We start from the raw sequence: 26361 nt of genomic DNA, 5'->3' as shown, positions 1-26361 counted from the left end.
GGACGTACGCGACCCTTTCCTCTGGGAATTAGTCCGGCATGGCGCCGGTGTGAAGCAGGGCGACACCGTTCAAACCTGCAATGGTGTCCTCGATCGTGCTGCGAATCATGATGTGCTGGAGCGTGTCCGGTACGGACTCCGCAGTCTGCCGATTCTCCAGGAATCTGCTGGCTTCCGCCGTCTTGGCCTCCAGGACGCTGCCGGCCAGGTGCACCATTTCGTGCAGGTGGCTGATGGCATGGCGAATGTGCTCCCTGTTCTCCGACGGGACATCCGCGAGGAGCTCTGGATACTCGGGGTCCACGTCGTGGGCCGGACCGGTTGCCGTGCCGACCGAGAGCCAGTGCTCGGGCACTTCGCCTTCATCGTCCTGCTTCCAGTAGACCTGAAGGTCGGTGGTCTTCCGCGTGGCGGGATCAAATGTCGTCGCGCGGATGTTGAGGTTCCCGAAAGGGCTCTCCTCGAGCATCACGCCCGCCAGGAAGCCCAGCCGGCAGTGTTCGGTAAACTGGTCAACGAGCCGGTGCCAGGGCTGTACATGCGGGCCGTGCATCTCGGCTGCGCCGTTGAGGGCCGCGTAGGCGACCGAGTTCAGCAGATCCAGCACGGTGCCTGGTTCCTCTGGGTCAAGTTCCTCATAGATGGCGGCCGCGACGTCGTGGATCTCCGCGAGCTGTTCCGCCATTGCGGCGACCAGGTCGGCTTCCTCCTGGTCCTCACCGGGGAACACCAGCTCCGGCGCGTCCATCGACTGCACGCGGCCGGCAACGTCGATCCAGTCCGTCCCGTCGGCCGTTGACCACACCTTCATGGCCAGCTGATCGCCGATGTCCAGGAAGGTCTTCGTGGCGAACCCGCCCGCGCCGGGGACGCCGTACTCTTCGAATTCCACAGATTCAAGGTCGCTGTCGGCGCACAGCTGCTCCAGCTCGGCAACAGGGCTGTCCTCCGCTCCGTGATGGCCGCCCTCGAAGCTTTGCCCGGTGAACCCCTCTTCGAGGGTCTGGTTCAGTGCCCCGTACACCAGATCCTTGTCGGTCTGACCGTGGTGTACCGGGGACGCCACATCCAGCAGCTTGAGCAGTATGTCCACGCATCGCTGCAGACCTTCCGGCCGGCCGGTCTCCGGTAGTGACAATCCGTAGCCGGCCTGACTCGCATCCACAGGCTGGACCCAGTCCTCAGCACTTCTGGCCTCAAGCTGGTCGATGCGCAGCCACAGCGGCGACTCGCTGTTGTCTTGCCCGGTGCCGTCGCGATGGCCGCGCCAGAGTGTCAGCCAGACGTCGTGGTATCCGGCCAAATGCTCTCCTGGCACCAGGGCGACGACGGAGAGGATCTCGGGGTGTTTCCGGAACAGCGGCTGGAACTGCACTTCGTCGACGACGTCGACCAGGTCGGCCGCCAGGTCGCGGATGATGAAGTAGGCGCGCGGGTCCTGCTCACCTGGCTGGTTGTCGTCGCTCACGGGATCTCCTTACGTCACTGGCTTCTGCCGACCCCAGCCTATGGCCGGTCCCGGACTATTACAGCCCGTCGACGCAGAGGTTGCGTGCCGCACACATACGGGACATGGAGAACCTCACCAACCGTGTCCCTGCCGGCGTCGCCAACGGAGGCCAGTTCGCTCCCGCCCCTCACAGCGAACCAGCCCTGTCCCTCATCCCGGCACCGGCTGACGGACCGGACTTCGACTACGCATTTGAAGCGGACCGCGGTCCGGGCCTGCGCAAAGAGCTGGAGGCCCTGCCGAAGATTTCGGTGCGCTCAGCCATCAACGCCTCCCATGTCTCCGATCTGATCCGCAACTCCTATTCCGTGTACTTCACCAACGGGGAGGCTCCGTATGGCAGGGCTGACGCCGTCCGTTTTCTGGACGATGCCCTTCGGCATCTCCCCCGCGACCAGCGCGAGAAGCAGATCGAGCTCATCCGCTTCGCCGTCCACGAGGAAATGAAGCACTGGGCCGACAGCGGCCATGTCCTGAACCCCGAGCACAAGTACGAGCTCCTCATCGAGGAATCCGACTACAGCGACGAGGACGATCTGCTAGAGAACGGCCAGGAGGAAAACCGGGAACGTTGGGAGCTGCTGGCCAACACCGCCGCCTTCTACGCCGTCGCGGCCGACAACTCCAGCTCCGTCCGTCAGGCGGCCGTAGCCTGACACCGTAAGAGGAGGCCGCCCGGGTTCACTCCAGGGCTGCCTCCTTCTACTTGCCTGCCGGTCAGCACGGGAGCACGGTTGCCCTATTTCAGACGGCGTTGTGCCTAAATGTCGCACCCCGGCTCTATTGTCCGGCCATGAAGACATTGCTCGGAAATGCCGCACACATGCAACCCGTGATTACTCCCCTCGTAGGTCGGCCCATCACGCTCGTCGACATGGACGGCTGCTTCTTCGACTGGGGCAACGCCCTGAACCGAATCCTGCTTCAGCTGGACCCGAATTACCCCATCGTGCCCCTGGGCCAGCAGATGGACTACAACCACCTCTGCGGTCCCGGCGGTGACCGTGACATCCTCCTGCAGGCAATGAACATGGAGGGTCTGTACCGGAACCTCGAACCCATGCCCGGGGCCATCGACGCCGTCCTGGCAATGGAGGAGGCCGGGCTGAACGTCTTCTTCTGCTCCACGCCTTTCGCAACGCACGCGACCTGCGCCTCCGAGAAGCTAGCCTCCATTGAAGAGCACCTGGGGAGCCGCTGGGTGAACCGGGTGATCCTCACCCACGACAAGACCCTGGTCCGCGGGGACGTGCTCATCGACGACAAGCCGGGCATCACCGGGAACATGGTGCCGACCTGGCAGCACCTCGTCTTCGACCAGTCCTACAACCGGAGCCTCGCGGAAGCTCCGCGGCTTCGGGAGTGGAAGGACTGGGAGGCCGCCCTTTATCCTCTGCTGGAGATGGCCGCCGCCTAGAAGCAACGCACCTCAGCAACCTCGGGAGCCGCATCGAAAGGTGCGGCTTCTGCCATGTCAGGAAGCGTTCCCTTCATACTGAGCTCCACTTTTCACGCGGATCTCCCACAAAAGGCTCAATCGACGGCAGCAACCACGTCATCACAATGACCCGGGACGCACATTTTCGACAGTTTCCGACACCGGCCCTAATCTCCCCGGGAAAGCAAAAAGGCCCCCATTTGGGAGCCATGTGATAACCCTCGTCTCTGGAGGCCGGAATATCGTTCCTCAGGTTATCACATGAGTCAAAGCGGACGTCTCTCACAAATTCAATCGCTCGACCGTATCCGGTCGTTCAAACGTTCGGGAACCTACCGGCGGTAGGGTAGCGAAACGGCCCCGCATCCCAACGCTGGCGCGGATTTTGCATTGTCCAGGACCCTCACTCGACCAAAACGACCTGGGAGGGGACACCTATATGGAAGGGAAAGTGTATTAACTAAGAGGAGGGGGCCCTCTAGGAAGAGAGAACAAGGGGCCCCTTATATATATATCTCTATTTCTGGTCGTTTAAGTAGAGTAGTAGTAGTAGGGGCCCTATATTCCCCGGTATTCCGCGGATTTTCCCACTCGACCAGGTGGTCGTTTTGTGGTCGTTCGGTGGGAGTGGCCGGTAGAGCGCCGAATTCACCCCAAACGAGATCCATTCCGGCTGCCGGCGCCGTTTGGAACCAGAGCCGTACACATGATGGGCATGACGACATCTCAGAACCGGCAGCCCAAGGGGATCACCACCGGCGGGCAGTTCGCCCCCGACACCCACGCCGAGTCGACACTCCTGCTTGATACCACCCGCGACGTTGTCATCTCCCCCGGCGAGAGCGAGTCCTTCCAGGAGCTGGCTGACGGCGACGTCATCGAGTCCCTGAACGTGAACCGTTCCGATGACGGGGCCGGCTACTGGATCTCCCCTGCCAAGACGGTGAACCTCAAGGTCCTCATCACCGACGCCGATCCGCGCCTGCACGGGGACACGCTGGACTCCTGGTTCGAGAAGAACGGTGCCGTCATCGAGGACTTCCTCGCCACCCGGTACGAAGCGGACATCACCGCGGAAGAAGGCTGGGATGAGGTTGGCATCGAGTGCTCTGCTCAGCTACCCGATGGCCCGCTCACCGAGGCTCAGATCGTGGACGCTGCGTGGAACCGGACCAAGGTCGTCCAGCTGCACAACGAATCCGACCACGGCTCCTTCGGATCGGAAAACCTGGGCCGGCTGCTGGTTGAACGCGTCGAGGGCTCCACTGTTCTCGATGACCCCTACACAGCACGCGCCGCGGGCCTCAGAGTCAAGCCCGACGAGCTGACAGCAATGGTCAACGACCACTCGGGGATCTCTGACGTGGCAGCTGTCGCGATCGCCAAGGACCTCGGAAGCCTCCGCAATGCCCGAGGCGTCATCGCCTACCCGGCCATCGGACGCCTGGCTTCGCGCGGGTACCTGGACAGCGCAGCAGCGGACCTTGAGCTCCAGAAGGCGGCCACCGAGAACTGGCAGTCCTTCACTCCGGACCGTCAGCTCGCCCGCAGGATCGATGCGATGCGGTCCTGGATGCGCAACGGCGGCATCAGCTAGCGTCCATTTCGGCCCGCCGCACACACCTCTGGCATGAGCTTTGTTGCCACAGACCACCCGCGGGGCGCCGCCGGCCGCTTTATCCCCGACGTTCGGGCCGAGCCGGCCATCACCCTCAACTCCCAATTTGCTCCAAGTGACGGCTTGGACTTGGAGCAAGCAACCGCCACCATCCATGCCCGCCGGCTGCAGGCAGCGCGTGACGTCCTCGCCGAGTACCCCGACCTGGAGATCATGGACCATTCGCCGGCCCGCCAGCACACCGTCCGGCTGGAGGAGCTCGGCGATCCGCGGCTTGCCCTGGGCAACTGCTGGGCCGCCACCAACGAGGTCATCGAACAAATCGGCGCTGCCGAATTCGGCGCCGACTGGCTGGATGAGATCACCATCCGCCGGGCCCGCCTGGGCGGCCAGCACGTCGCCATCCTCGCCGGTGACCGGGATGGGTCGTTCGTCATCGACTACACAGCCCGCCAGTTCCACCCTGACCTGCCGTTCCCCTACGTGGCCGGTGTCGACGAATGGAAGGTGGTAGTGGAGCGTGCCTCCGGCACCCGATGGGTAGCCGACGACTAATGGCCAAAGGCATTCGTCCTCACCGACGCCACCAAGGTTTCTTCTCCTTAGGCCGCGGCCTCCCCGAAAGAGGCGGTCTGCGCGTCGGAGGATCAGCCAGCAGCGAGAGGACACCCTTGGCCAGGATCTCCAACGCGGGGCCATCACTAGCCTCACTGTCTGTACAGGAGTAGAACAACACACCGTTCCTGAGGCTGAACGGGAAGCTGCCCTGCGGTGAGATGTTCGCCCGGGAGCCGTGCGAGATCACGGGCCTCGCAACATCCAAGTCCACCTCCGGCACTTGGTCGGCGCGGTGGCCCAAGTATGTTTCCCCCGGTTCAAGGCCGATGGCGGCCTCCCTTTCCCACAGCCCGCTGTACCGCCTGTCGTGGTGTGTGGCCATCGAAGGGTGTCTACCGTTCAGGCTCACACCCGCCAGAAGGACGCCTTCGCGGGTGAGAGCAAGGTCGCCGTTGATCGGCCAAGCCTGTTTGCCGTGGTCGACGGGGCCGGGGAACCTGTAGGTGTCCCCTTCGCGCGGGTCTTCCGTCATCGCCAGGACCGGAACGAGAGGCACGTCGGCCGCGGCCAGCTTCTGTGCCGCCACCCGCAGTTCACCTTGAAGTGTCCGCAGCGCCTTCCGGAAGATGTCGGCTGCCAGCGCGGTTTCGCTCGCCGCAGAGTCCGCCTGCTGCTGGATTCTGGCGATCTCTTCGTCAAGCCCCATTGATGCATTCTCCTAAGTCGGTCCACAGCGCATCCACGGGAATCCTAGCCCCGCGAACGGCCGCAGACGGTTACCGCACCGAACCTTGTCGAGAACGGTGTGACATTTTTGGCAATGGACCTCGACGCGACGGTCGGCAGGCTGTGCCGTCAGCGGGCTAGCCATGTCATCCAGCAAGGCCTGGCAGTGCGACGGAGGCGACCGGCGCCGCTGCTGCGCTTTCTGCGGTACAGCCGTACACGATGAAGGCATGCCGATACCTACACAGCCACCAAACCAAAACCGCCAGCCCCAGGGCGTCCCCGCCGGCGGCCAGTTCGCCGCATCCACCCACGCCGAGCCCAAGGTTTCCCTCTCCGCCCAAAGTGGCTTCTTCACCGAGGAGGACAACGACCCGAACATCATGGCGAACGCCTCAAGATTTGACGGTGACACCGGTGATGACCCCAGCTACAACTTCCTTGGCGAAGGCAGCGGCGGGAGCGGTGGCGAACTTCCCCCAACGGGCGGCTCAGGGGGCGACGGCGGGGACGGGGACGAGCGAAGGAACAGCCAGATCGTCGTCATAGAAGCTTTCCAGACGTTCGAATCGGAGCTTACGCAGGCCAAAACCATCAGCCTCACTACGAATGCCTACGGAAAGATCCGAGTCGACGGTATCCACGACGCGAGCGGGGAAAGCCTTGATGATCCCTCTTACCGCCTGAGTGGCAATCTGAACTCGCAGATCAACGCCCATGCCCCCGGAGGCCGTGCGATCCCAGCGGAGCACATAATTGGCAACCGCAAGTCAGCGACAATTGACGCCCAGGCCGCCGTCAAGGGCGAGATCCGGATCGTGTCCCTCCCGCCCCTGCCCTAATAACCGTTCGGCCCCATCACTCGCCCGCTCCGGATGTTTCGGTGCGGGCGAGTTTTCGTTCTGGGCTGCACTTGCGCAGCTTCAGCGGACGCCGCACACAGACAGGGCATGACCGAAAACATCAGCCGTCAGCCCAAGGGCATCCCCGTCGGCGGCCAGTTCGCCGCGACGACCCATTCCGAGCCCGGCGTTGCTCTGCCAACAAAAGTCACGCCTTTCCACGACGCGGACGGCACCGACTGGGATTTCGACGGTGACGAATACACCGACATCTACAAGTCGTTCACAGACAGCATCGAAGCCCGGGTCACGACCGACATCCGTGAAGGCGGCGCCCGAGCCACCGTCGTCGACTTCCGCGGCCGCCACCCGCTCGAGGTCGGTCCACAGGCCCACTTCGACTCCCTGGACCAGGCCAAAGCGCACGCGAAGGCGGTCAGGGAACGGGCAGCCGGTTACGACCACACCTACATCTCCCCCGGCTTCCAGTCCCCCTGGGGCGAAGTTCAGGAGACTAAGGCCCTCGCCGTCGGCATTGATGCCGTCTACACCGCCGGCCACGGAGGTCTGAAACTCGGTCCGAAGCGCGCTGAGGAAGTCGACACGGCCTGGCGCGAGCGTTCCTCGTTTTACGAAGAAGACTGCGCCTGGTCAAAGGCCGCCGTCACCCACCATCAGGACCTGCCGGCCGACTACGTCGCCGCCGCACACCAGACCGCCCGCCAGTGGTACCCGGACGAGTACAACGCCATCGTCGGCAAGGACCCGGCCAAGTACGGGGTCAAGAACTTCACCCCGGTCACCGCGGAGGAATCCCACATCCTGCGCGACCGGGAATTCCTCGCTTCCCGCGCCGCCACCCACGTCCGGGTTCATAGGGTCGACACCGCACCGGCCGGCCATCCCGGCATGGTTGCTGCGACGGTGTACGACATTCCGGCGGACGGCCGGGACGACGAGGAGAACCAGGCCAACGCCAGGACCATCCTTGTTCCGAAGGACGAATGGGACATGCCGTACTCCGCGAAGCGCACCGTCCCGAAAAACGACAAGTACGAAGTGCTCGAACCGGCTGGCGTCTAGCCACTGCCCACCGAAGCCGCCCGGGTCATTCCCGTGGCGGCTTCGGTGTTTTATCTTCGGGCCGCACACAAATAATGCATGACCAAAGACACTTCAGCACGACAGCCCAAAGGCATACCGGTCGGTGGCCAGTTCACCGCCACCAGCCACTCCGAACCCGACGTGAGCCTGACCGCCCCTAAGGTCACCTCCCGCGGACGCACCACGAGCGTCACCCTGCCGGACGGGACAGTCGCGACCCGAACCTCCAAGTCCAGGGAGTACAGCCACGCCATTGTGCTCAGCCCCGAGGTCCCCGAACTGGTCATCGCCAACCGCGAAGCCCGGATCCGGAGCGCCCAGGCCGCGATCTCGGCCCGCGAGGAGGCACTGAAGGACCCGAAGTTCACCAAGCGCCGGCGCTTCCGCGACGACCGTGATCCCGACGTCGACCACAAGGGCGAGCCCGTCTACTACGGCTTCGAGTACAACCTGATGTCAGCCGACGGCAAAGAAATCCTGGAAACGATGAGAGGCAACTCGAAGGGCGACACCCAGGGGTGCTACGACCCGGAAACCCTCGACTACGACGTCAAGCAGGTCGGCCGCGTCATCCCACAGCTGAAGCTGCACACCCAGGAGGCCATGCACCGGGCCAAGGAAACGATCACCGAGGCCGAAGCGGACATCAAGTCTGTGAAGGAGGGCACCTACAACCTGGGCAACTACGGGGTCCCGGCCTGGTCGTCCCGGCTCGACCTTGCCCAGAAAGCCGCGAACCAGTACGCCGGATGGACCCGTCGCGCGACTGTCACAGCCGTCGACCAGTAATCCAAAGGAAGGGGGGGGCGGTAGTCCGATCCCCTTCCTTCCTGGGCTGCTGGCACTCCGGAACTGTGCCGTTTCCCTGAAGCCGTACACACAATCGGCATGAGCACCGAGATCTCCGCACGTCAGCCCAAAGGCATTCCTGTTGGCGGCCAGTTCGCCCCGACCTCCCATTCGGACGCCGTCCCCGGTCTTCAGCAGCCGGCCATCGAGAACCTCGCCTTCGACTACGAGGATGGCCCCTTCGACGTCGAGCGGGACGGAGAGGGCCGCTACACGATCTACGCCGTGGATGACGAAGGAACGGAGATTGCTTCCTTCAGTTATGACGGCGACCCTGCTGACCGGGCCAGCCTGGAGGTAGCAGCAGTCTCGGCCCTGACAGGCCAGGACGAGCACCTCTGCGCGGTCTCCTCTCCAGGCGCCCGCGTGATCTGGACGGACCCGGACGGCGGCGAACGGCACCCCGGAACGGTTGTCGGTGCCAAGGGCGAGATCATCGTAGTGTCCCTGGCCTCCGGCGGCGAAGCCGAGGTGTTCGGCAATGAACTCTCCGTGGACGAGGAGGCCACGAAGATCCACCAGGACACCCTCTCCCCGATCGACACCGCGGTTATCTGGACGAACCCGGACACCGGTGAAAAGATCCACGGCCGATCCCTCGGCCCCATCGGGGGAGGTAACTTCGCCTTCCAGGTCCCCCGCGTCGGAGGATTCAACGTAGCCAAGGGACACGAGCTCGAGCTGGCCCCACCCGCGCCGCCGGCGCCCCCGGTGAAGCTTGTCGAGACGCAGCGAAAAATCAGAGGGCACAACTTCTACGCGCCCAAGGCGGTTCTGTCCAAGGTCCCGGGACTGGGAGCCACAGAAAACATCCCGTTCGAGGAGAAGAAGTTCCACCTGCACTACTTCGCCGGCGGCGCCGCCAACTGGTACATCGCAGAGGTTGACCCGGCCAGCGGGAGGGCTTTCGGGCTCATGGACCCGACCGGCCGCGGCGAAGGCTCCTGGGGATATGTGTCCCTGCCCGAACTCGAAGCAGTCAACGCGGGAGGCTTCCGGGTCGTCGAGCGGGACTGCTACTTCTCCCAGGGCAACCTCGCCCACATCAACCGCAACCAGTAACTTCCCCCAGGAGATCTTCACCGTGTCCATTGACCGTACCCGCCAGCCGAAGGGCGTCCCCGTCGGGGGCCAGTTTGCCGCCACCGCACACAATGAATCTGGCGTCACCCTGGCGGCGCCTAGGTCTTCGATCTCCGAGCTGGCAGCTTACGGGGAAATCCCGGCACCCCTCGAACACCAGACCATGGCCGACGGTTCCCCGGCCGAGGCGAGCTTCGAGGAGTCATACCGTGCATTCTTCCGCCCGCTGGACGATCACGAAGCCGTTCACGGTCCCTACGAACCGGATCCCTCTCTGAGTGAAGGTGAAATTCTCGAGCTCGCAGGTATTGCAGATGCAAACCTGGGCCGGCACCACGGCACGTACCTGGAGCGCGACGAGGATTCGGGCGACCCGGTTATTGTCGTGCATACCCGCAATGGCGGCGGTAACCGGGAGTGCTACAGCGATCCCTGCGACGGCACCTGCACCGGATGCATCCAAACTGATGCGATCCCGGCGCTGCCGACCTACCTTCGGGACACGGATGACGAAGACGACCGCACCTACGCAAACAACTACTTCCGTCCCCTGGATGCAGCCGCCGGCCTGGCCGCACTTGAGGCCCAGGAACGGCGGACCAAACTGAACGAACTCACCTACTACCGGAAAGCCATCACAGAGGGAACCCAGCCTCCGTGGGTGGTGCTGTCCCCGGTCCGGGGCAAGGCCGACCGGGCCAGAATCTACCGGGAACTGGAACGGGCCAGGCAGAGCGCCCGCAATGACAGCCAGCGCAGAGGGACGGCCGATGCCGTGCTGGCGGCCCTGGAAAACGGAACACCCATGCCTGGAATGGGCTCGATGATGCGTGTACCGGTGGAGCGGTCCCGCTATGACAGCGCCCTAAAATTCCACAAGCTCCACACCGCCGAAGGTCAGGTCGCCCGTGAGGCTGCCGATACCCTGGCGGCCGAGATGAAGCAGCCATTGCCGCCGGCGACGGCTTCGCTGGTGGGGCGTGAGCACGCCAAGCTCACCGAGGAAGCTGCCCGCCATGAGGAACAAGCGGCCGAAAACGAGGCCAAGCTGGAAGTGACCAGCGCCGTAATGCGCACCTGGGCCTGGTCCGTGAAGGAGCAGGCGGACAAAACAGATGCCGAGGTTGAAGCGGCCGCCCAGAAGCTCAAGGACTTTGACTGGTCAGAGAGCTACCCGGGACCTGCCGACGAGTGCCCGGCACGGAAACGATGAGCGGACCCTGCCCGGGCATCCCCCGATGAATGATGCCCGGACAGGTGCTAGGCGGCCCGGGGGCTACTGATGTTGGGGTGCTGCGCGCCTTCGGGAAGGCTGCATCGACTGGCACCATTGGCCAAGCATTCCGGGCACAGCGTGAGATCGGCCAAATCCCATCCGGCCCGCCCCGCCAGTCGCATGCTCGCAGTGACGTGGAAATCTGCACTGAACCTTGCATCTGATGGACATTTCTGAGACCCGCCGTCACATGAAATGACGACGCGCGATGTCGTTCGAACCCCCATTTGCTTACCTTTCCGGTCGCACACTGCACCCAGCACAGTCGCCCGGCCCCCTGCCGGGAAAAGCAAAATTGGACATGTCCAATTCTGCTGTCCCTGAAGACTAAGCCCAAGTAATTAGACATGTCCAATTCTGGTAGTGTCATAGTGAAATCTGTATTGGGGGAACAGTGCCAGCCAAGGCTGGCAACGAAGGAGCAACTCTATGACGGCCACTGAACCGGAAGGTCTATCGCCGAGCGCAGACCTTGCCAGGAAGATCAACCTCCTGATGGACACGGCCGAGGCCGAGGGCCGCAAGGTCGCATTCAAGGACGTGGCCGCGGCCATGGACACGGCGGGGACCCCGCTTTCCCGTGCCCGCTGGCATTACATGCGCGCCGGCACGGGACCCGTGGTCAAGAAGGCCGAGCTGCTGAAAAACCTCGCGAAGTTTTTCGGCGTCAACGAGGGCTATCTGCTCGACGGGGACGATGAACTGCCGGAACGGGTGGAGGCCCAGATGGAGCTGCTCACCACCATGCGGGAGAAGAAGGTCAGGAACTTTGCCGCCCGCCAACTGGACGGATTGTCGCCCGAGGCGCTTCGGCAAATCAGGGACCTGATTGACGCCAGGCTAACTACCCCAGCCCAGGAGTCCGAGGGCCTCGACAGGGACTGATTGACTGTCTCTCCGGCGCCTCTGACTGGTAATCTGTCAGGTCGGGGTGGGTGGCAGACCCCCGGTCTCACACCTGCCAATAAAGGACTTGCTTTTCATGGACTACGCCGCCGCGCGGGAACGGGCCAGAACCGCGGAACTCCAACTGAATCTCACGGAACCGGTGTCGCTGCAATCCACTCACCGCCATCTGGAAAAGATGCGCGGTCGGCCCATCGAAATACAGGCCATGGACGGACCGGAAGACCAGGTGTGCGGTCTCTGGTTCGGGCTGGATGATGCGGACCTGATCCTGCACGCCAGGGCAGCTTCTGAGGTGCACCGCCAGCAGATCGTGCTCCACGAATTCGCCCACATGATCCTCCGCCACGAACAGGAAGAGCTTGCGCCCGAAGTGGCGCGCAACTTCTTTCCCGACCTGGATCCGGGCAGGGTCATCAAGGCCCTCAAACGCACCGATTTCATGGACGAGTTCGAGGTCACCGCAGAACTGCTCGCCGACCGTCTCGCGGCCCGCATCCGCCGCTCCCAGCGCCGCGCGGCCGGCCAGCCAGGAAATTTCGGGTCTGTCTTCGGATGATGCAGCTGCTGATGGCGGCCGCGCTGGCGGTCCTGGCGTGTGCCCGGATCCCGGTCCTGCGCCGGAACCGCAAGGACACTGTCTTCGTCGCCGCCGTACTTGCTTGTGGCGCCGCGCTGCTTACCGACCCGGACGTTTACGTCGCTGTCGACCATGCCATCGGCGGCATCAACCTGGCCAGGCTCATCATGCAGATGCTGATGGTGCTCGGCCTGTGGTTCCTGCGCAGTGCGCTTCTCCATGCCGTGGCGCCGGGAACCCGCAACACCCTGCTCCGCCGGTCACCACTGCTGGTGGCCCTCGGCCTGCTCGTCGTGTTCTTTCTGATGGTCGGCCCCACGCACACGACGACCACCTGGGGTGACGAGTTCGAAGGTGAGATCACCGGGGCTTTGTTCTCCGTCACCGGAATCGCCTTCATCTCCTGGGTCTGCGGGGAGATCGCTGTGGTTTGCTTTTCCTACCTGCGCAGGCTGCGGGGCACGTTCCGCCGCGGTTTCACCATGGTGGGAACAGGCTGCACCGTCGGGTGCCTGACCATGGCCATGATGGCCTACGGTGTCATCGCCCATGCCCTCCCCGGAGTGGACCCGCTGCCGTGGATGACCCCTGACGTCTATCACGGGCTGGAGCTGCTGAGCATCGCTGATGTGGGGATCGGACTGACCATGACCGCCGTCGCCGGCCACCGCCGAAGGGTGAGGATCGCCCGATGGGAGAAGGAAGCTTTCGAGATGGTCCAGCCGATCCGCGAACACGCACTCCGCGTGGCCGGCTTGCAGCGTACCCTCGAAGCCGATGACGAGGCCCCTTTGCAGGACCGGCTGCACCGGATGATCGTGGAGATTTGGGATGCAGAGCTTGCCGCCGGCGGCGACTCCGTGCTCACTCCTGAGTGGAGGGCGTATTTGCTGGAGGTTGAACGAAAGCTGGATATGGAACACGCAGACTTGCACCGCACTTCCTGACTGTCATTTGACCTGCCGCCAACTACCCGAACTGGTACCCTCAGAGGTCGGGGTGGGTGGCAGCCGCCCGGTCTCAGCCCGCCGCAACTCGAGGATCGTTACATGGATTACGTCGCTGCCCAGGAACGTGCAAGAACCGCAGAGCTCAGCCTGAACCTCACCGAGCCGGTCACCTTGATGTCCACCCATCGCCACCTTGAAAAGCTTCGCGGCAACGCCATCCTCATCGAGCCCATGGCCGGGCCCACCGACAAGGTCTGCGGACTGTGGTTTGGCCTCGACGACGTCGACCTCATCCTGCACGCACCGGCAGCATCGGATGTCCACCGGCAGCAGATCATCCTGCACGAATTCGCCCACATGATCCTCCGCCATGAGCAGGAGGAGATTTCTCCCGAGGTGGCCCGCAACTTCTTCCCCGATCTGGAACCTGGCCGGGTAGTCAAAGCCCTAAAACGCTCAGACTTCATGGACGAGTTCGAGGTGGCCGCCGAACTCCTCGCCGATCGCCTGGCAGCCCGGATCCGTCGCTCACAGGAACTGACGGCCGGACAGCCAGGAGGGTTCGGGGCCATCTTCGGATGATGGAGGTCATCATGGCCGCCGTGCTCTACCTGCTTGGGGTTGCCCGAATCCACGTCGTGCTCAACAACAAGCACGACCGGGTCTTCAACGCCGCGGCCCTCGCCGGCACCGGAGCACTGCTGACCAACCCGCACGTCTATGTTTTCATTGACGGGCTCATCGGCGGCCAGAATTGGGCCCGCTGGGCGATGCACACCCTGATGGCCCTGGGCTTGTGGCAGCTCAGGTGCGCCATCACTGAAGCGGTCTCCCAGGGCAGCGGCCGCAGGGACCGGTTCGGCGCTGCCCCGATGTACCTGACCGTTGGGCTGCAGACGGCGCTTTTTGTCATGATCCAAGGCAGGGCGCCGACCACAACCAACTTCGTTGACACCTTCAACGCCCAGGCCGCCGGGGCCGGCTTCTACTCCATGGTCATTGTTTACATCGCCTGGGTCTGCGCCGAGATCGCCACCGCCTGCTACCGGTTCGTCCCAAAAATGCGAGGCGTGTTCCGGGTCGGGTTCTCCATGGTTTTCGTGGGCAGTGCGCTCGGCATTGCCGCGGCGGCCGTCATGCTGTGCGACTCCCTCTCGCACGTCGTCCCAGTGCTGGCCACCATGAACTTCCACACCACGCCGCTGTACGTCGTCATCCAGCTGATCCCCATCGTGTTCTGCGGCATCGGGCTGACGCTGCCGGTGCTGGCCGGTAGAGTGCAGAAGGCAAGAAACGTCCGGTGGGAAGCAGAAACACACGCGGTCATTGCCGCCCTGCGGACCCGTGTCCTGTCGAAGGTCGGATCGGAACGGACGCTGGGCACCACCACCTCAACGACCACCAAGGATTCACTACATCGGATGATCGTCGAGATATGGGACGCCGAACTGGCTTCGCCCGACGGCCACGCGCTTACTGCCGAGGAACGCACCTACCTGCTCGATGTCGAACGCCGACTTAACCCTGCCACCGCGAATGGAACCCCCTGATGCTCACACACCGCAGCCGGACCGCGGTCCGTCCCGCCACTGACCCGTTCGATCTGTACCGGGACATGGTTCTCTACACCTTCAAGACGGAGATCCGGGCCGGCTTCTTTGTCGCCTACTACCGCAACTTCGCCGTCCCCTCCATCGCGAAGACCCTCTTCGAACGGGGCGAGACGACCGCGCGCCCGATGAAGCGCTCCTACGACACAGGCATCGTCATCCACGAGATCATCGTCAACGGCTTCGACAGTGAACGCGGGGACAAGATGGTCGAGCTGCTCCGCAGGGTCCACAAGGGTGTCCCGGGCAGCGCCGAAGACTTCCAGTATGTTCTCATGACGCTGCTGGTCATCCCGCTGCGCTGGATCGACGCCCACGGCTGGCGGAAGCTCACGGATGATGAGCGGGAGGCCGCCATGGCCTTCTACACCGAGCTGGGCAAGCGTATGGGCCTGGAGCCGGCACCTGCCACCTTCGCTGAGGCGGCCGCCTTCCTGGACGACTACGAAGCCCGAAACCTGGCACCCAGCCCGGAAGGGACCGCGCTGCTGGACGCCACCGCCGAGGCCCTCGCCGTACGGCTCCCCGGGCCGCTCAAGAACCGGACCAAGAACGTCATCGCCCTGATGATGGACAAGCCGGAGGTGGTGCCGGCGCTTGGCCTCAAGCCCGCACCGACGTGGCTGAAGAGCGTCTTCGGCCGGCTGTTGGACGTCTACGCCCTGGTCATCCGTACCCGCCCCATCGGCACCGATCCCTCCTTCACTCCAGGCAAGTCCGGGAAGTCCGTCTACCCGGGCGGCTACCAGCTGGACCAGATCGGGCCCCATTCGCCGCACTAAGGTATAGCTCTGCTGCTTACGGGACCGGGCCGTACACAGACAGGGCATGACAGAAAACATTGCCCGTCAGCCTAAAGGCATCCCTGTAGGCGGCCAGTTCGCCGCGACCACACATTCCGAGCCAGGCACCGCCCTATCCGCATCCGACGAGCAGGCGTCCTTTGCCGAGATGGGCGCGGCTGCACGCGCCGGCCTCACACACTCCTCCGCTACCCACATCGCTGCGCTGCTGAAGAAGAGTCCCGAAGCGGTTTACGACGAGAACGTCGCAACACTGGCCGCCGCGAACGGCTGCACCTACGAAGACATCCACGGGATCAACCTCGTCTTCAACCAGGGGGACCGTCCCCTGCGCGTGACCGGCACAGGCAACAGCCTCCCGAACGAGCTCGCGGCCGCCGGCCTGACCGGTGACCTCTCCCCATACACCGGGAACAACCCTGACATCGAAGAAGGGGCCTGGGCGTACAAGTCCCCCACCGACCGGGAGCTGGTCCTCAGCCGGACCGAAGACGGCGGCTTCAGTGTCTGGCATGAGGACCGCTACGACGAAAACTCCTTCCATCTGGAAACCGCACCCGAGGACGTCACACCCGAATCGAACCTGGACTCCATCAAGAGCGCACTCTGGGACCTGGCCGTCACCGACGCGAACAACAGCTCGCCCACCCCCTTGTCGAGCGGAGACTTCTACGAGCTGCGCGATGTCCGGCTGGAGAAAAACTCCCGCGGCGAGGCCTACGCTGAAATACTCGCCAGCAACGACGACGGGATGTGGACCACCGTCAGCCACAACTTCGCGACCGGCGCCACCACAGTGGACCGCGACGGTGACCTGCTGACAGGCCCGGCGGCAGACATCGAAATGGCCGCCGTCTTCGAGGGCCTGCACAGCGAACCGGACAACGGCGACTTCGAGGCACACGCCAAAACCGTGTTCGGCAACCTCCTCACTCAGGCCGCGGCCGACCCCGACGCACCACGTTGGGCCGCCGACCTTGCCGCCAAGGAGGCCGGACGTTGAGCGAGGCACGCCAGCCGAAGGGCATCCCCGCCGGCGGCCAGTTCGCCGCCACAGCCCATGCCGAGCCTGAAGGGGCCTCCCTCGTCGGGGTCCGGATCGGCGAGCCCCGCGAAATGACCCGCGAGGAGCTCGTCATCACCGGCCAGGCCGTTGACGGCAGCCCGTCCCTGTCCGAAGTGACCCGGCAGGTCCACCACAGCCGCCGGCAGCTCGCCGAGGCAGTCAAAGCAATGGACCAGACGATGCTGAACGCCACCATCGTCCACGTACGCCAGGTTCTCCCCGGCGCGAAAGAACTCCGACTGAGGGCCACCCGTATCGGTGACCAGCAGATGATTCCGACCTTCGTCCAGACTGCCGACGACGGCTTCCTCGGTGCACGCTACGCCGCGGGGCCCGACGGCGACTGGGCACGCCGCACCGTCGAAGGGGCGGATCCGGCATCGGTGACAGAGGCACTGGCCGGCATCACCCCACACAGTGAAATCTGGGACACCGACACCCGGTGCGATTACGACCCGCAGACCGAAGAGCACATCATCTACCTCGACGGCCGCCGCCGCCAGGAACACTAGGGGCAGCTGGCCGCCCGCCGGGCGCCCAGGAAGGGAAAGCTCCGAAAAGCACTCTTCCTGGGCACCGATTGGCCAGCGAACAGGGGCCCCGGGCCGCCTACTACACAGACCCTATGAATTTCTTGGAACATCGTCGCCGCAGAGTCCCCTCGCCGCACACATGCAGAACATGACCACTTCAGCAGTCCTTCACCCCCAGGATTCTCCCATCGGCGGCCCGGTCGCCCCCTCGTTCCGCTCGGACCCGCACGCCAGTCCGACGCCTCAGAACATCGCCGCCAGGGCAGCGACTGAAGCTCTGCTCCTGGCCCGCCGCAGGACCTTCCTCCAGGACCAGCTCGATATGGTCAGCCAGCAGCAGCGGGCTCTTGCCTGCGCCGCCGCGTCCCACCATGTACTGGAACGCCACCCGGACGCCGCGGTCCTGATCTTTGCCGTCAAAGACGGCCGCGTGAACCGTCTGGCCAATGTTCTGGACGGCGCCGGACGCTACCTGCCGGCCCACCGGACCGGGGAATGGGCTGACGCCGTGGCAGCGGAACTGCACCAGGAATCAGCCGGTGCTTTCGCGGCCATCGAGGGAGTGGAGGCAGCCGGCACGACCCTGCGGGTCAACATTCTCACCGTTGTGACCGGGGTCGGGCATCTGCTCAGTGAGCAGCCCGACCACCAACCCCGGCACGCTGCTTTCGACCGAACGGTAGCCTAGCCGCACACAAAATGGGCATGAGTACATTCGCAGCACGCCAGCCCAAAGGCGTCCCCACCGGCGGCCAATTCGCCGCCACCGCCCACGCCGAGCCGGCCCTGGCCCTCGCCCGCCCGCACCTGGAGGCCTCAGCGACCAGGCCGTGGCGGCCGTATGAACTGTCGGAAAACGGCGACGGCAGCTTCAACTACAACGAAGCCGGCGCCGAGACGACACTCGAGCACCGGGAGCCTGTTACCCGCACCGAGATCCGCCGTGCGCTGCGCTGCCCCCGCAGCCGCGGACGCGTCGTTGACCTGATTGCAGTGCCTGGACGGCGCAGCTCGCCCCGGGACGACATCTACGAGGTTGTCGGTCCGGACACCGGAGCCCCGCTGGTCATCAGGATCCACGACGGCTTCCATGCCCTGCACGTCATCTCCGGCAACGTCCAGGTGGAGGTTCAGGGTGGCTTCAAGAGCATCGCCGGGCGCACCGTAATCGAGGACGGCGCGCGCGCCGGCGTGGTTGTGGACGATGACAACAAGTACACCGTCGAAACCCGCGGGTCCGGCAGTGCCCGCGTGGCGATGTCCACCGAGTCCAACGTCGACGTCCGGGCAACCGGCACCGGCCAGATGTACGTCACCGGCGGCGGCCGCAGGTGCACAATCGCGGCCAAGGACGGCGCGGTGGTCCATCAGGACGGGCCCGAGGAGAGCCGGCTTCCCGTGGAGCGCCCCACCATCTGGTGGTAGCCGCACACAGACCTGGCATGACCGACAACATTGCGCGCCAGCCCGCGGGCATCCCCACCGGCGGCCAGTTCGCCACAACCAGCCACTCCGAGCCAGGCATCAGCCTGGCCGGGAGCCACTCCCCCTCGGAGCTCGTCCTGCCAGAGGACACCTTCCTTGGCCGGCACGCCAGCTGCCCTGAGCCGCGCCCCGCCGAATGGGTGTTCGGGGAACACGCCAGCGTCGACGCAGTCGTGGGCACCGTCATGGATGGTCCGCTCTCCCGCGGGGTCGTGAATGCCCAGCGCCGGGCAGCCTTCAATGCCTGGCACGAATGGGCAATGGCCAAGGCCCTGGAAACCAAGGACCCAGCCTACGACGACTTCGCCCAGGGCCTCCGCACCGGGGTCGCTTCCCTGTACGAGCGCCGCATGGACCACTACGAGCCGGGCCTGGACCGGTTCAAACCCGGCGGAACCCCTGTCTACGTCGCCGACCACGCCCTGCAGGTGTCCGGCAGCAAACGCACGTCCTTCGAGGACCGGGAGCACTGGCGCACGCTGCTCAAGCGGACCCCGAGCGAAGCGTGGCACCGGGGTTATCTTGCCGCCGGCCTGCTGCTTTCGGGCGCGGACGGGTACTGGGGTTTGCGCGAGAGCGCGGAAACCACCGTTCTGGGCCCAAGCGGTGACAACGCATCCGATGACGTCGACACCGCAACGGATGAGTCCAACCAGATCTTCGACTTCGAGATCATGGTCGAGGAAGGGCTGGCCACCTACAGCGTCGACGACCTCGGAGGCGGCAGCTACGCCATGTACGCCGAGGACGGGACGACCATCGAGTTCGAACACCACGGGGACACTGAGGACAACTACAGCATCCAGGACAAAGCGGCAGCCGCTCTCAAGTCCCGCGGCATCATCGACGACGACACATGGATCTCCTGACTCGGGCGGCTGCCAGGCATTCCGGCGCCTGGCGGACTGAGCCGCACACATCATGGGCATGAGCACATCTACAGCGCGTCAGCCCAGAGGCATTCCCACCGGAGGCCAGTTCGCCGCCGCCACCCACTCCGAACCGGGCATCGTCCTGACCGACGGCCGCGCCGAATTCGTCACCGAACGTCACCTGTACGAACGTGAACTGGCTGCCCTGGCCGGCCCCGACGCAGACATCGAGGAGAAGTACCCTGCCACGAAGACCGAGGCACGGCGCCTGTTGAAGAACACCCGCGGCGAAGACGGCGGGAAGATCAGGGTCGTCCGCTTGAACCACACCAACGCCCCGGATTCTGAACCGGGTGAACGGGTCGAGATCGTCGGACCCAAGGACGGCCGCCCGATCGTCGTTGACGTCACCTCCGGACTTCCGCATCTGAAAGTGACCTCGGGGACCGCAATCATCCGGATGCGCTCCGGCTGGGGCAACTCCATCGACGTCGGTCCCGGCGCCGAAGCGATCGTCCTGGCCGCCGCTGATACGAAGGTCACGACCGACTGCGATGAGGGCGGCAAACTCACTCTGGTCTGCCCGTCGGCCAAGAACAGATTCCGGCCCTTCGGCAAAGGCGAGATCTACCTCTCCAACGGCACCGACACCGACCGGATCCGCTACGAGCACCCGGTCTACGAGCCGTACTAAGCGCTACGCGTGCTGGCCGCACACAAACAGAGCATGACTGAAACCATCATCCGCCAGCCGGCAGGAATCCCTGCCGGCGGCCAGTTCGCACCCACTGCCCATGCCGAGGCCAACGTCACCCTCCAGGCTCCGCCAGAGGGGAAGGCGCCGCTGGGCGAATACTTCGTCGATGCGAAAGCGCTGCAGGCCGCCCGCGAAGTGTGGGCAGCGGTCGAGGATGCGCCGGACTGGAGGCGCGTCGAGGTCGCCGAGGCGTGGGCCAAGGAACGTGGCTACGAAGTGGACACCTTCGACTATTACCCGGCTGCCGACCAGGCCCACGGAAATGGTGTGGTCCTCGTCAGTGAGCTCGGCGCCGCTGTAACGCTCTCCGGCCAGGGACGGCGCAACTTCTCCGTCGACCTGGACGGTGACGGTGACACGCTCGACACCGGAACCGAGGACGGCAAGATCGCCCCGGTCACCTTCATCTACGTCTGAACCCAGACCACAACTGAAAGCCTGAGATGACCTCCGCTTCCGCTGCTGCCAGCGCCGCAGCCCTCGTTGACCCGTCTACCAGGAAGACGACCCTGGTTCACCACGCCACTGGACGTCACTACGTCCCGCAAGGGCTTCGGCGGTACCTCCTGGGAAGGGCCCTGGACATTGCGGTCGTCGTAACCGGAGTCAGCGCCTTGGCCGAGGGCATGGCGATGGCCTTTCAGTCGACAGGACTGGTGTTGCAGGAATGGCAGTCAGTCACCGCCGTCGGGCTCCTCCTGTTCGCGGTCGTCTTCCTCTATGGCGGTATCGCGGGCACCGTCGGCACGCTCGGTGAGGCAGCGACGCGGATGCGCGTCGTCGACATCGACAACGGAAACACCGCAGGCTTCCTGCATGGAGGACTGCGCGCGGTCGGCTGGGTCCTCTTTGCACTGTTGACCCTGATGCTGAACGGGACCGGCGAGACCGACACGCGATACGTCGCTGTGCGAAGAGACGCGGGTGTCTACCAGGGGCAGTCACCGGTCGCCGCCTGACCAGCACTCCAGAAAAACCAACCCACAGGAAGAAGAACCATGACAGCCATCCCAGCACGCCAGCCCCAGGGCATCCCAGCAGGCGGCCAATTCGCCGCCACCACCCACTCAGAGCCCCAGATCACCCTCCCTGCCGGCTCGACCAGCATCGAGGAGTTCATAGCGAACCGCGACGCTGTTCGGGAGCGCCGGGACGAAGCCCGGGAAGATTACGACACCCTGGATGTGCACTCCCAGCGCCTCTCTGCCCGCGGGGTCGCTGCGACCATCCTCGCCAAGTATCCGAATGCCGCCACCCTCAGGGTCTCCGAGAACCAGGACGGCGAAAACCAGTTCGACGCCATCTCTATCACCGCAGAAGACGGGACCGTGCTGGAGCATGTGGACGACGGCGACGAATGGGCGTTCCAGGAAATGATTCCCAACGCCCCGCAGATCCAGGAGTTCGTCTGGGACTTCAACCCAAGGGATGACCGGTGGGCCCACAAGATCGGCGAGATCACCGGCGGTAAGCGCGACTTCAAGACCGTCGACATCGACCTGCACGCGGCCCTGAACGCGTCACTGCCCGACGAGCAAAAGGACTGAGCCGCACCAACCGCTAGGAGTGCCGGGGCGTCATCGCCCCGGCACTTTTGCGTTCCAGCCGTACACATCCCGGGTATGACCACAGACATCACCCGCCAGCCCAAGGGCATTCCCGTCGGCGGCCAGTTCGCTGCCACTGCCCATGCCGAACCGGCCATCGAACTCCAGAAACCGGAAACCAAGACCGTCACGGAGCGCTTCCTGGACCGGGAAGCCGTCTTCGCCAAGCGCCGGCGCCTCTACGAGCAGCTGGAGCGGATGGAACGGATCCAGGCCGCTCATTCGCTGCGCAGCGTTGCGGCCACCATCCTGGCCCGGTTTCCCGGCGCCGTCACGCTCCGGGTCGGCGCAGACCAGGACGGCCGTGACGAGTATGCTCCGGTCTCCATCGCCAACGTCGACGGCGGACTCCTGCAGCTGAATATGCCGGAAGCCGATTACGACGACGAGTGGACGTTCGAGCAGATGGTCCAGGACGGCCCCGACATCCGCGAACTCGTCACGGACCTCGAGTTCCACGATGACGGCTGGACCGAGGGCGTCGGCTTCATCCACGGAACCGGCAAACGCCAGAGGAAGACGGTGGACATCAACCTCCAGGCTGCCCTGAACGCGCCGGATCCGTTCATCGCCGAAGAGCACGACCCCCGCACCCGGACGCTTTCCCTGGATGAGCAAACCGACCTGGTCGAGGCCGCCAACCACGGTGTCGTCGCCATGGAGGACATCCTGGACGACAACAACAGCTTCGATGAGCACCGCCAGTTCGAGGTGTTGGAAAACCTCAAAGCCCGGGTCAATACCCTCCTGACGGTGACGACCAAGCAAGACTAGATCCATGACCCGACTTCTACGCCTGCTTGTCTTCGGACTGCTGCTTATAGCTACCGGAGCCACCGTGTCTGCATGCGGCTACGAAGAGAAGAAGGCCACGATTGAAGGGGCCATCCACGAGAACGCGGAATCCATTCCCGGCGTCACCGCGGTGAATGCTCACGTCAACGCCAACACCTCGGGGACGTTCATCACGCTGAAAATCACCGCCGATAGCTCGGACGAGGACGAGCTGAAGAGCATCGCGAAGGGGGCGCTCACCAAGATCCTGAAGGATCCCCGGATCGAAGACGGAACGTTAGCGATGGGTGTCTTTAGCCCAGACGGCTCCATCAATATCGGCCCGTCCGACATAGGCTGCACGACGAGCACAGGAACACTGAGCAGCCTACGGGCTTGCTTCGCCTAGCGCTCAACACCAGAGGGCCCGTCCATCATCAACATGGACGGGCCCTCTGTGTTCAAGTCATACCGGCTTGTATTCCTCCACGGCCAGGGTCGACAGGTCCAACGTGACCAGGTTTCCTGCCTTGAACTCCTTGTCCAGAACGTGCACACGGGTTTCCATTCCCGGCATGAGGCCAGTGCGGCGTTGGTGCCAGTGGCCCGAGAAGACAAGCCTCGGCTCAGTGTTCCGTACCGCCTCGCGGAGCAGGGAACGGACGATGTAGGACTCCCGCTCGATCGCCTCGGGCACGTCCATCGTGCCCTCATCCAGGTCGATGCCGGCTGGCACATCATGGCTGATGAGAACGTCGAGCGGTTCTGTGCCGAGCGCTGCAACATCCTCCGGCACGACAGTCTCCTCCAGGAACCAGTCGCGCCCTTCAGTGCCCCAGCCCCGGTCGATCGAGTAGGCGCCGCCGAGGGCTCCGAAACGCACTCCCCCGAGGGTCCACCGGTGCCCGCGTGGTGCGTACAGCAGCCGGTCGCTGATGGCACCGAAACCGTCCGCGTTCAGGGGCAAGGCCCGCAGCGCCGGGTGGGCGTCATGGTTCCCGTCGGCGAAGATGAACACCAACCCCAGACGCTCCAGGTCTGCGACGAGCTCGGCCGTGAACCCGCCGTAGTCGGCGAAGTCCGGGTAGTACTCATCGGGCCACAGGACCTTCAGGTCACCGACATGGATGATCACCTTGTAGCCGTCGCGTGCAGCGCATGCCAGGACCTGGTGCATCCAGCCGGTGTTGCCGTGCCAATCCCCGGCAATGAGCACCTTCGGGACCTCGTGGACCATATCAAGTTGAGTGAGTGTTTCCATTCCCATTATGTGTACGGCACGGTGGTGTCCAGGCTCCGCTCCGACATGCTGGCGGAAACGCATCCAGCCGCACACCTTCCTGGTATGACTACGATTACGGCCCGCCAGCCTAAAGGCATTCCTGTAGGCGGCCAGTTCGCCGCGACCACTCATGCCGAGCCGGCCGCTGTCCTGACGGCACGGCCCTCGTTCCAGGCGCACGCGCATGCGGAACTCCTCAGTGACCGTCTGAACCCCTTGGACGAAGCACGGGTCGCCCGGTCAGCGATCTACGACGCCTTGGACCGTGGCGAATTCGGCGACGCCGGCGCAGTGGTCCGCGATCTCCGCAACGATGACCGCCTCCTCCGCCTTGCTATCGACCGGTATGTGGTGGCCGAGCACCAGGATCCTGGCTCCGCGGACCCTGAAGGGGCAGGACGCCGCTTGGGCGAGCATCTCATTGACCTGCAGAACGAGGACATCGAGGACGGCGTCTACGCCCTCAAGGACGGCCGCTGATGACCGTCACTGCCCGGCAGCCCAAGGGCATCCCGGCCGGAGGCCAGTTCGCGGCGACCGCACACGCAGACCCGTCCATCCAGCTGCAGATGCTGAAGGAATCGGAAGACGTCTTCGCCATGTCCCCAGGGACCCGCGTGATGACCGGCAACGAGTTCGGCACGATCGCCGAGCCCGGCAAAGACAAGAACGGCAATGTGACCGTCAATCTGGACGGCGGCGGCTCGCTGCATCTGAAAGCCGACCGTCTGGTGCCGTGGGAGGCGTACCTGGACACTGTCATGCCCCCGGTGGACCACAACCCCGACCCGGAAACCTCCACGATTGACCAGGCCCAGGCAGACCGCGCCCTTCGCGGAAGTTTCGTCCGGATGCGCAACGCGCTGGACTCGACCAACCGCACCGGCGACACCTACTACCAGGGGGTCGCCTTTGGTGAAGCAGAGGTGGCCGCAGCTCTGATGGATGCTGACGCTGATCCGGAGACAATCGGACGCCGTCGTGGCGAAGTCCTGATGCTGGGTCTGCCTGTGGGGGCCGATCACGAGGCGCTCCACCCTGCTGAGATCAAAAAGCGCACCGCCGCACCTCTGACATCACTGCGGGCACGCCGCCTGGCCGGCTACTTCACGGCCCGGGCTGTCGAGATGCAGCAACACAACGGCTCCATCCCGCAAAACGACTGGGGCACGCAGGAGTGGACGAAACAGGGTGCCATGCTCGCGTACTCAAAGGCTGCCGTACGATTCGCCGAAGGACTCCCCCACAACGAGGACAGTTACCACGAGGAGCGTTTCACCCGACTCCTGGTGGAAGGTGAAACGAACGTCAACACGATCGTCGGCGAGACGTTCGACGAGCACGCCTGGTAGGTCACCTGGTCAGAGCTGTGCGCCCCGAGGAGGCCCCGGAATTCTTTCCGCGGGCCTCCGCTCGTGTCGCCGCTTATCCGCCCCGGAGAGAGGCAGCAGCGACTCGCATGGCGTTCAGCAAAACGGGCAGGTCGCCTCGTCGGTGACCGCCCAAGCGGAGCGCTGGGCTGCGCGGATCGTTGCAGCCATCGTGATCGCTTCGAAGGTCGTCATAGACGACCGAAGGCATTTGCCCCATGCGCCGCCATCACACGCGAGCGTAGTCCGGTAGCTGACCTTGATGCTCAAATGAAGTCCCCTCGCAGATCGGCCCCGTGCCGCGATCTGATGTCCACAACCAATCTATGACGGCCATGAACAACGAGGTCCACTGGAGTGCAGACTTCACCCTGCATTTCACCCTGCCGCCAGGGGAACGGCCCGGCCGGTCAGGTCTCCAGGGGACGGCCGCGCGGGACACTGCCGGGATCCGCGGTGAACCTGTCTCCCCCGTTGTACTTCCGCTCGAGGGCCTCCACCTCACGCTCCACTGCGGCCAGGATGAAATCCGACAGCGTCCTTGAGCCGGTGAGGTGCCGGGTCGCCATGTAAGCGGACCGCATCCGGGCCCCGGATTCCCTGGACTGGAAGAAGCTGGTCTTCCGGTATGTCTTCTTCTCCACCACGGGCGGTTCAGGAGCCGACTGCTGTGGCTGGGTCTGCTGCGCGATGAACTGCTGCACTGGCGGCGCGTAAGCGGCCTGCTGCGCCTCTACCGGTGGCGCGTAGGAGGCGACCTCC

Annotated in this window: 32 protein-coding genes; 28 read left to right on the top strand and 4 right to left on the bottom strand. The window is 64.4% G+C overall.

Going from position 1 to position 26361, the window contains the following annotated elements; translation table 11 throughout:
- Positions 1-28: 28 nt before the first annotated feature.
- A complete protein-coding gene (locus tag ACHL_RS21290) occupies positions 29-1468 on the bottom strand; it encodes a hypothetical protein (RefSeq protein WP_012623191.1) in 1440 nt (479 codons plus the stop codon).
- Between the two features lie 104 nt (positions 1469-1572).
- On the opposite strand from ACHL_RS21290, the gene ACHL_RS21285 reads away from it, so the two are divergent.
- The 4 genes from ACHL_RS21285 (at position 1573) to ACHL_RS21270 (ending at position 5121) form a co-directional block, all read left to right on the top strand.
- The gene (locus tag ACHL_RS21285) at positions 1573-2166 is read left to right on the top strand and encodes a hypothetical protein (protein WP_012623190.1); all 594 of its coding nucleotides are present in this window, start codon (positions 1573-1575) and stop codon (positions 2164-2166) included.
- A 167-nt stretch (positions 2167-2333) separates the two neighbouring features.
- Positions 2334-2927: a 5' nucleotidase, NT5C type gene (locus tag ACHL_RS23585; RefSeq protein ID WP_012623189.1), complete on the top strand. Its 594-nt coding sequence runs from the start codon at positions 2334-2336 to the stop codon at positions 2925-2927.
- A 736-nt stretch (positions 2928-3663) separates the two neighbouring features.
- Entirely contained in the window at positions 3664-4545 is an 882-nt protein-coding gene (locus ACHL_RS21275; RefSeq protein WP_139187264.1) for a hypothetical protein, read from the top strand.
- Positions 4546-4578: 33 nt separating this feature from the next.
- Positions 4579-5121: a hypothetical protein gene (locus ACHL_RS21270; RefSeq protein ID WP_012623187.1), complete on the top strand. Its 543-nt coding sequence runs from the start codon at positions 4579-4581 to the stop codon at positions 5119-5121.
- 19 nt (positions 5122-5140) lie between these two features.
- Here ACHL_RS21270 and ACHL_RS21265 read toward each other — a convergent pair whose 3' ends face one another.
- A complete protein-coding gene (locus tag ACHL_RS21265; protein WP_012623186.1) occupies positions 5141-5830 on the bottom strand; it encodes a hypothetical protein in 690 nt (229 codons plus the stop codon).
- 250 nt (positions 5831-6080) lie between these two features.
- Here ACHL_RS21265 and ACHL_RS21260 point away from each other — a divergent pair, with 250 nt between their 5' ends.
- The 22 genes from ACHL_RS21260 (at position 6081) to ACHL_RS21155 (ending at position 23356) form a co-directional block, all read left to right on the top strand.
- Complete coding sequence (locus tag ACHL_RS21260; RefSeq protein WP_012623185.1) at positions 6081-6692, top strand: hypothetical protein; 612 nt, start codon at positions 6081-6083, stop codon at positions 6690-6692.
- Between the two features lie 108 nt (positions 6693-6800).
- A complete protein-coding gene (locus tag ACHL_RS21255) occupies positions 6801-7775 on the top strand; it encodes a DUF7007 domain-containing protein (RefSeq protein ID WP_012623184.1) in 975 nt (324 codons plus the stop codon).
- Positions 7776-7853: 78 nt separating this feature from the next.
- A complete protein-coding gene (locus ACHL_RS21250; RefSeq protein ID WP_012623183.1) occupies positions 7854-8585 on the top strand; it encodes a hypothetical protein in 732 nt (243 codons plus the stop codon).
- Positions 8586-8684: 99 nt separating this feature from the next.
- Positions 8685-9707, top strand: coding sequence for a DUF2958 domain-containing protein (locus ACHL_RS21245; RefSeq protein ID WP_012623182.1), 1023 nt, complete (start codon positions 8685-8687; stop codon positions 9705-9707).
- Between the two features lie 22 nt (positions 9708-9729).
- Complete coding sequence (locus ACHL_RS21240) at positions 9730-10941, top strand: hypothetical protein (protein WP_012623181.1); 1212 nt, start codon at positions 9730-9732, stop codon at positions 10939-10941.
- A gap of 492 nt (positions 10942-11433) precedes the next feature.
- Positions 11434-11889, top strand: coding sequence for a hypothetical protein (locus ACHL_RS21235; RefSeq protein ID WP_012623180.1), 456 nt, complete (start codon positions 11434-11436; stop codon positions 11887-11889).
- 97 nt (positions 11890-11986) lie between these two features.
- On the top strand, positions 11987-12469 hold the full coding sequence (locus ACHL_RS21230) for a hypothetical protein (protein ID WP_012623179.1): 483 nt from the start codon (positions 11987-11989) through the stop codon (positions 12467-12469).
- Positions 12466-13437, top strand: coding sequence for a hypothetical protein (locus tag ACHL_RS21225; RefSeq protein WP_012623178.1), 972 nt, complete (start codon positions 12466-12468; stop codon positions 13435-13437). Before ACHL_RS21230 ends, ACHL_RS21225 begins: the two co-directional genes overlap by 4 nt.
- A 102-nt stretch (positions 13438-13539) precedes the next feature.
- Positions 13540-14022, top strand: coding sequence for a hypothetical protein (locus ACHL_RS21220; protein WP_012623177.1), 483 nt, complete (start codon positions 13540-13542; stop codon positions 14020-14022).
- 11 nt (positions 14023-14033) lie between these two features.
- Positions 14034-14990: a hypothetical protein gene (locus ACHL_RS21215; RefSeq protein ID WP_012623176.1), complete on the top strand. Its 957-nt coding sequence runs from the start codon at positions 14034-14036 to the stop codon at positions 14988-14990.
- Positions 14990-15832, top strand: coding sequence for an oxygenase MpaB family protein (locus tag ACHL_RS21210; RefSeq protein WP_012623175.1), 843 nt, complete (start codon positions 14990-14992; stop codon positions 15830-15832). The genes ACHL_RS21215 and ACHL_RS21210 overlap by 1 nt, the downstream gene beginning before the upstream one ends.
- Before the next feature lie 46 nt (positions 15833-15878).
- A complete protein-coding gene (locus ACHL_RS21205; protein ID WP_012623174.1) occupies positions 15879-16856 on the top strand; it encodes a hypothetical protein in 978 nt (325 codons plus the stop codon).
- Entirely contained in the window at positions 16853-17431 is a 579-nt protein-coding gene (locus tag ACHL_RS21200) for a hypothetical protein (RefSeq protein ID WP_012623173.1), read from the top strand. Before ACHL_RS21205 ends, ACHL_RS21200 begins: the two co-directional genes overlap by 4 nt.
- 169 nt (positions 17432-17600) lie before the next feature.
- Positions 17601-18140: a hypothetical protein gene (locus ACHL_RS21195; protein ID WP_139187263.1), complete on the top strand. Its 540-nt coding sequence runs from the start codon at positions 17601-17603 to the stop codon at positions 18138-18140.
- Positions 18141-18151: 11 nt separating this feature from the next.
- Positions 18152-18877 carry a hypothetical protein gene (locus tag ACHL_RS21190; RefSeq protein WP_012623171.1) on the top strand — a complete coding sequence of 242 codons (726 nt, stop codon included), beginning with the start codon at positions 18152-18154 and terminating at the stop codon, positions 18875-18877.
- Between the two features lie 17 nt (positions 18878-18894).
- Positions 18895-19806 carry a hypothetical protein gene (locus tag ACHL_RS21185; RefSeq protein ID WP_012623170.1) on the top strand — a complete coding sequence of 304 codons (912 nt, stop codon included), beginning with the start codon at positions 18895-18897 and terminating at the stop codon, positions 19804-19806.
- 58 nt (positions 19807-19864) lie between these two features.
- Positions 19865-20503: a hypothetical protein gene (locus ACHL_RS21180; RefSeq protein WP_139187261.1), complete on the top strand. Its 639-nt coding sequence runs from the start codon at positions 19865-19867 to the stop codon at positions 20501-20503.
- A 33-nt stretch (positions 20504-20536) separates the two neighbouring features.
- Positions 20537-20983, top strand: coding sequence for a hypothetical protein (locus ACHL_RS21175; RefSeq protein WP_139187260.1), 447 nt, complete (start codon positions 20537-20539; stop codon positions 20981-20983).
- 26 nt (positions 20984-21009) lie between these two features.
- Positions 21010-21525, top strand: a complete 516-nt coding sequence (locus tag ACHL_RS23580) for an RDD family protein (protein ID WP_012623167.1) — start codon at positions 21010-21012, stop codon at positions 21523-21525.
- A gap of 39 nt (positions 21526-21564) precedes the next feature.
- Positions 21565-22113 (top strand): hypothetical protein, encoded by a 549-nt coding sequence (locus ACHL_RS21165; protein WP_012623166.1) that lies wholly within the window; start codon positions 21565-21567, stop codon positions 22111-22113.
- Between the two features lie 75 nt (positions 22114-22188).
- Positions 22189-22947, top strand: a complete 759-nt coding sequence (locus tag ACHL_RS21160) for a hypothetical protein (RefSeq protein WP_012623165.1) — start codon at positions 22189-22191, stop codon at positions 22945-22947.
- A gap of 4 nt (positions 22948-22951) precedes the next feature.
- On the top strand, positions 22952-23356 hold the full coding sequence (locus ACHL_RS21155; RefSeq protein WP_012623164.1) for an Asp23/Gls24 family envelope stress response protein: 405 nt from the start codon (positions 22952-22954) through the stop codon (positions 23354-23356).
- A 57-nt stretch (positions 23357-23413) separates the two neighbouring features.
- Here ACHL_RS21155 and ACHL_RS21150 read toward each other — a convergent pair whose 3' ends face one another.
- A complete protein-coding gene (locus ACHL_RS21150; protein WP_157672510.1) occupies positions 23414-24208 on the bottom strand; it encodes a metallophosphoesterase family protein in 795 nt (264 codons plus the stop codon).
- An 84-nt stretch (positions 24209-24292) separates the two neighbouring features.
- On the opposite strand from ACHL_RS21150, the gene ACHL_RS21145 reads away from it, so the two are divergent.
- Both ACHL_RS21145 and ACHL_RS21140 read left to right on the top strand, forming a co-directional pair.
- Positions 24293-24709, top strand: a complete 417-nt coding sequence (locus ACHL_RS21145) for a hypothetical protein (protein ID WP_012623162.1) — start codon at positions 24293-24295, stop codon at positions 24707-24709.
- Positions 24709-25581 carry a hypothetical protein gene (locus ACHL_RS21140; RefSeq protein WP_012623161.1) on the top strand — a complete coding sequence of 291 codons (873 nt, stop codon included), beginning with the start codon at positions 24709-24711 and terminating at the stop codon, positions 25579-25581. The genes ACHL_RS21145 and ACHL_RS21140 overlap by 1 nt, the downstream gene beginning before the upstream one ends.
- Positions 25582-26009: 428 nt before the next feature.
- Here ACHL_RS21140 and ACHL_RS21135 read toward each other — a convergent pair whose 3' ends face one another.
- Positions 26010-26303: a ParB family protein gene (locus tag ACHL_RS21135; protein ID WP_012623160.1), complete on the bottom strand. Its 294-nt coding sequence runs from the start codon at positions 26301-26303 to the stop codon at positions 26010-26012.
- Positions 26304-26361 lie beyond the last annotated feature (58 nt).

Origin of the sequence: Pseudarthrobacter chlorophenolicus A6, from assembly GCF_000022025.1 — a bacterium.
Classification (GTDB): domain Bacteria; phylum Actinomycetota; class Actinomycetes; order Actinomycetales; family Micrococcaceae; genus Arthrobacter; species Arthrobacter chlorophenolicus.
Note: the sequence above shows the minus strand (reverse complement) of the source record. Positions and strands in the feature narration are given on the sequence as shown.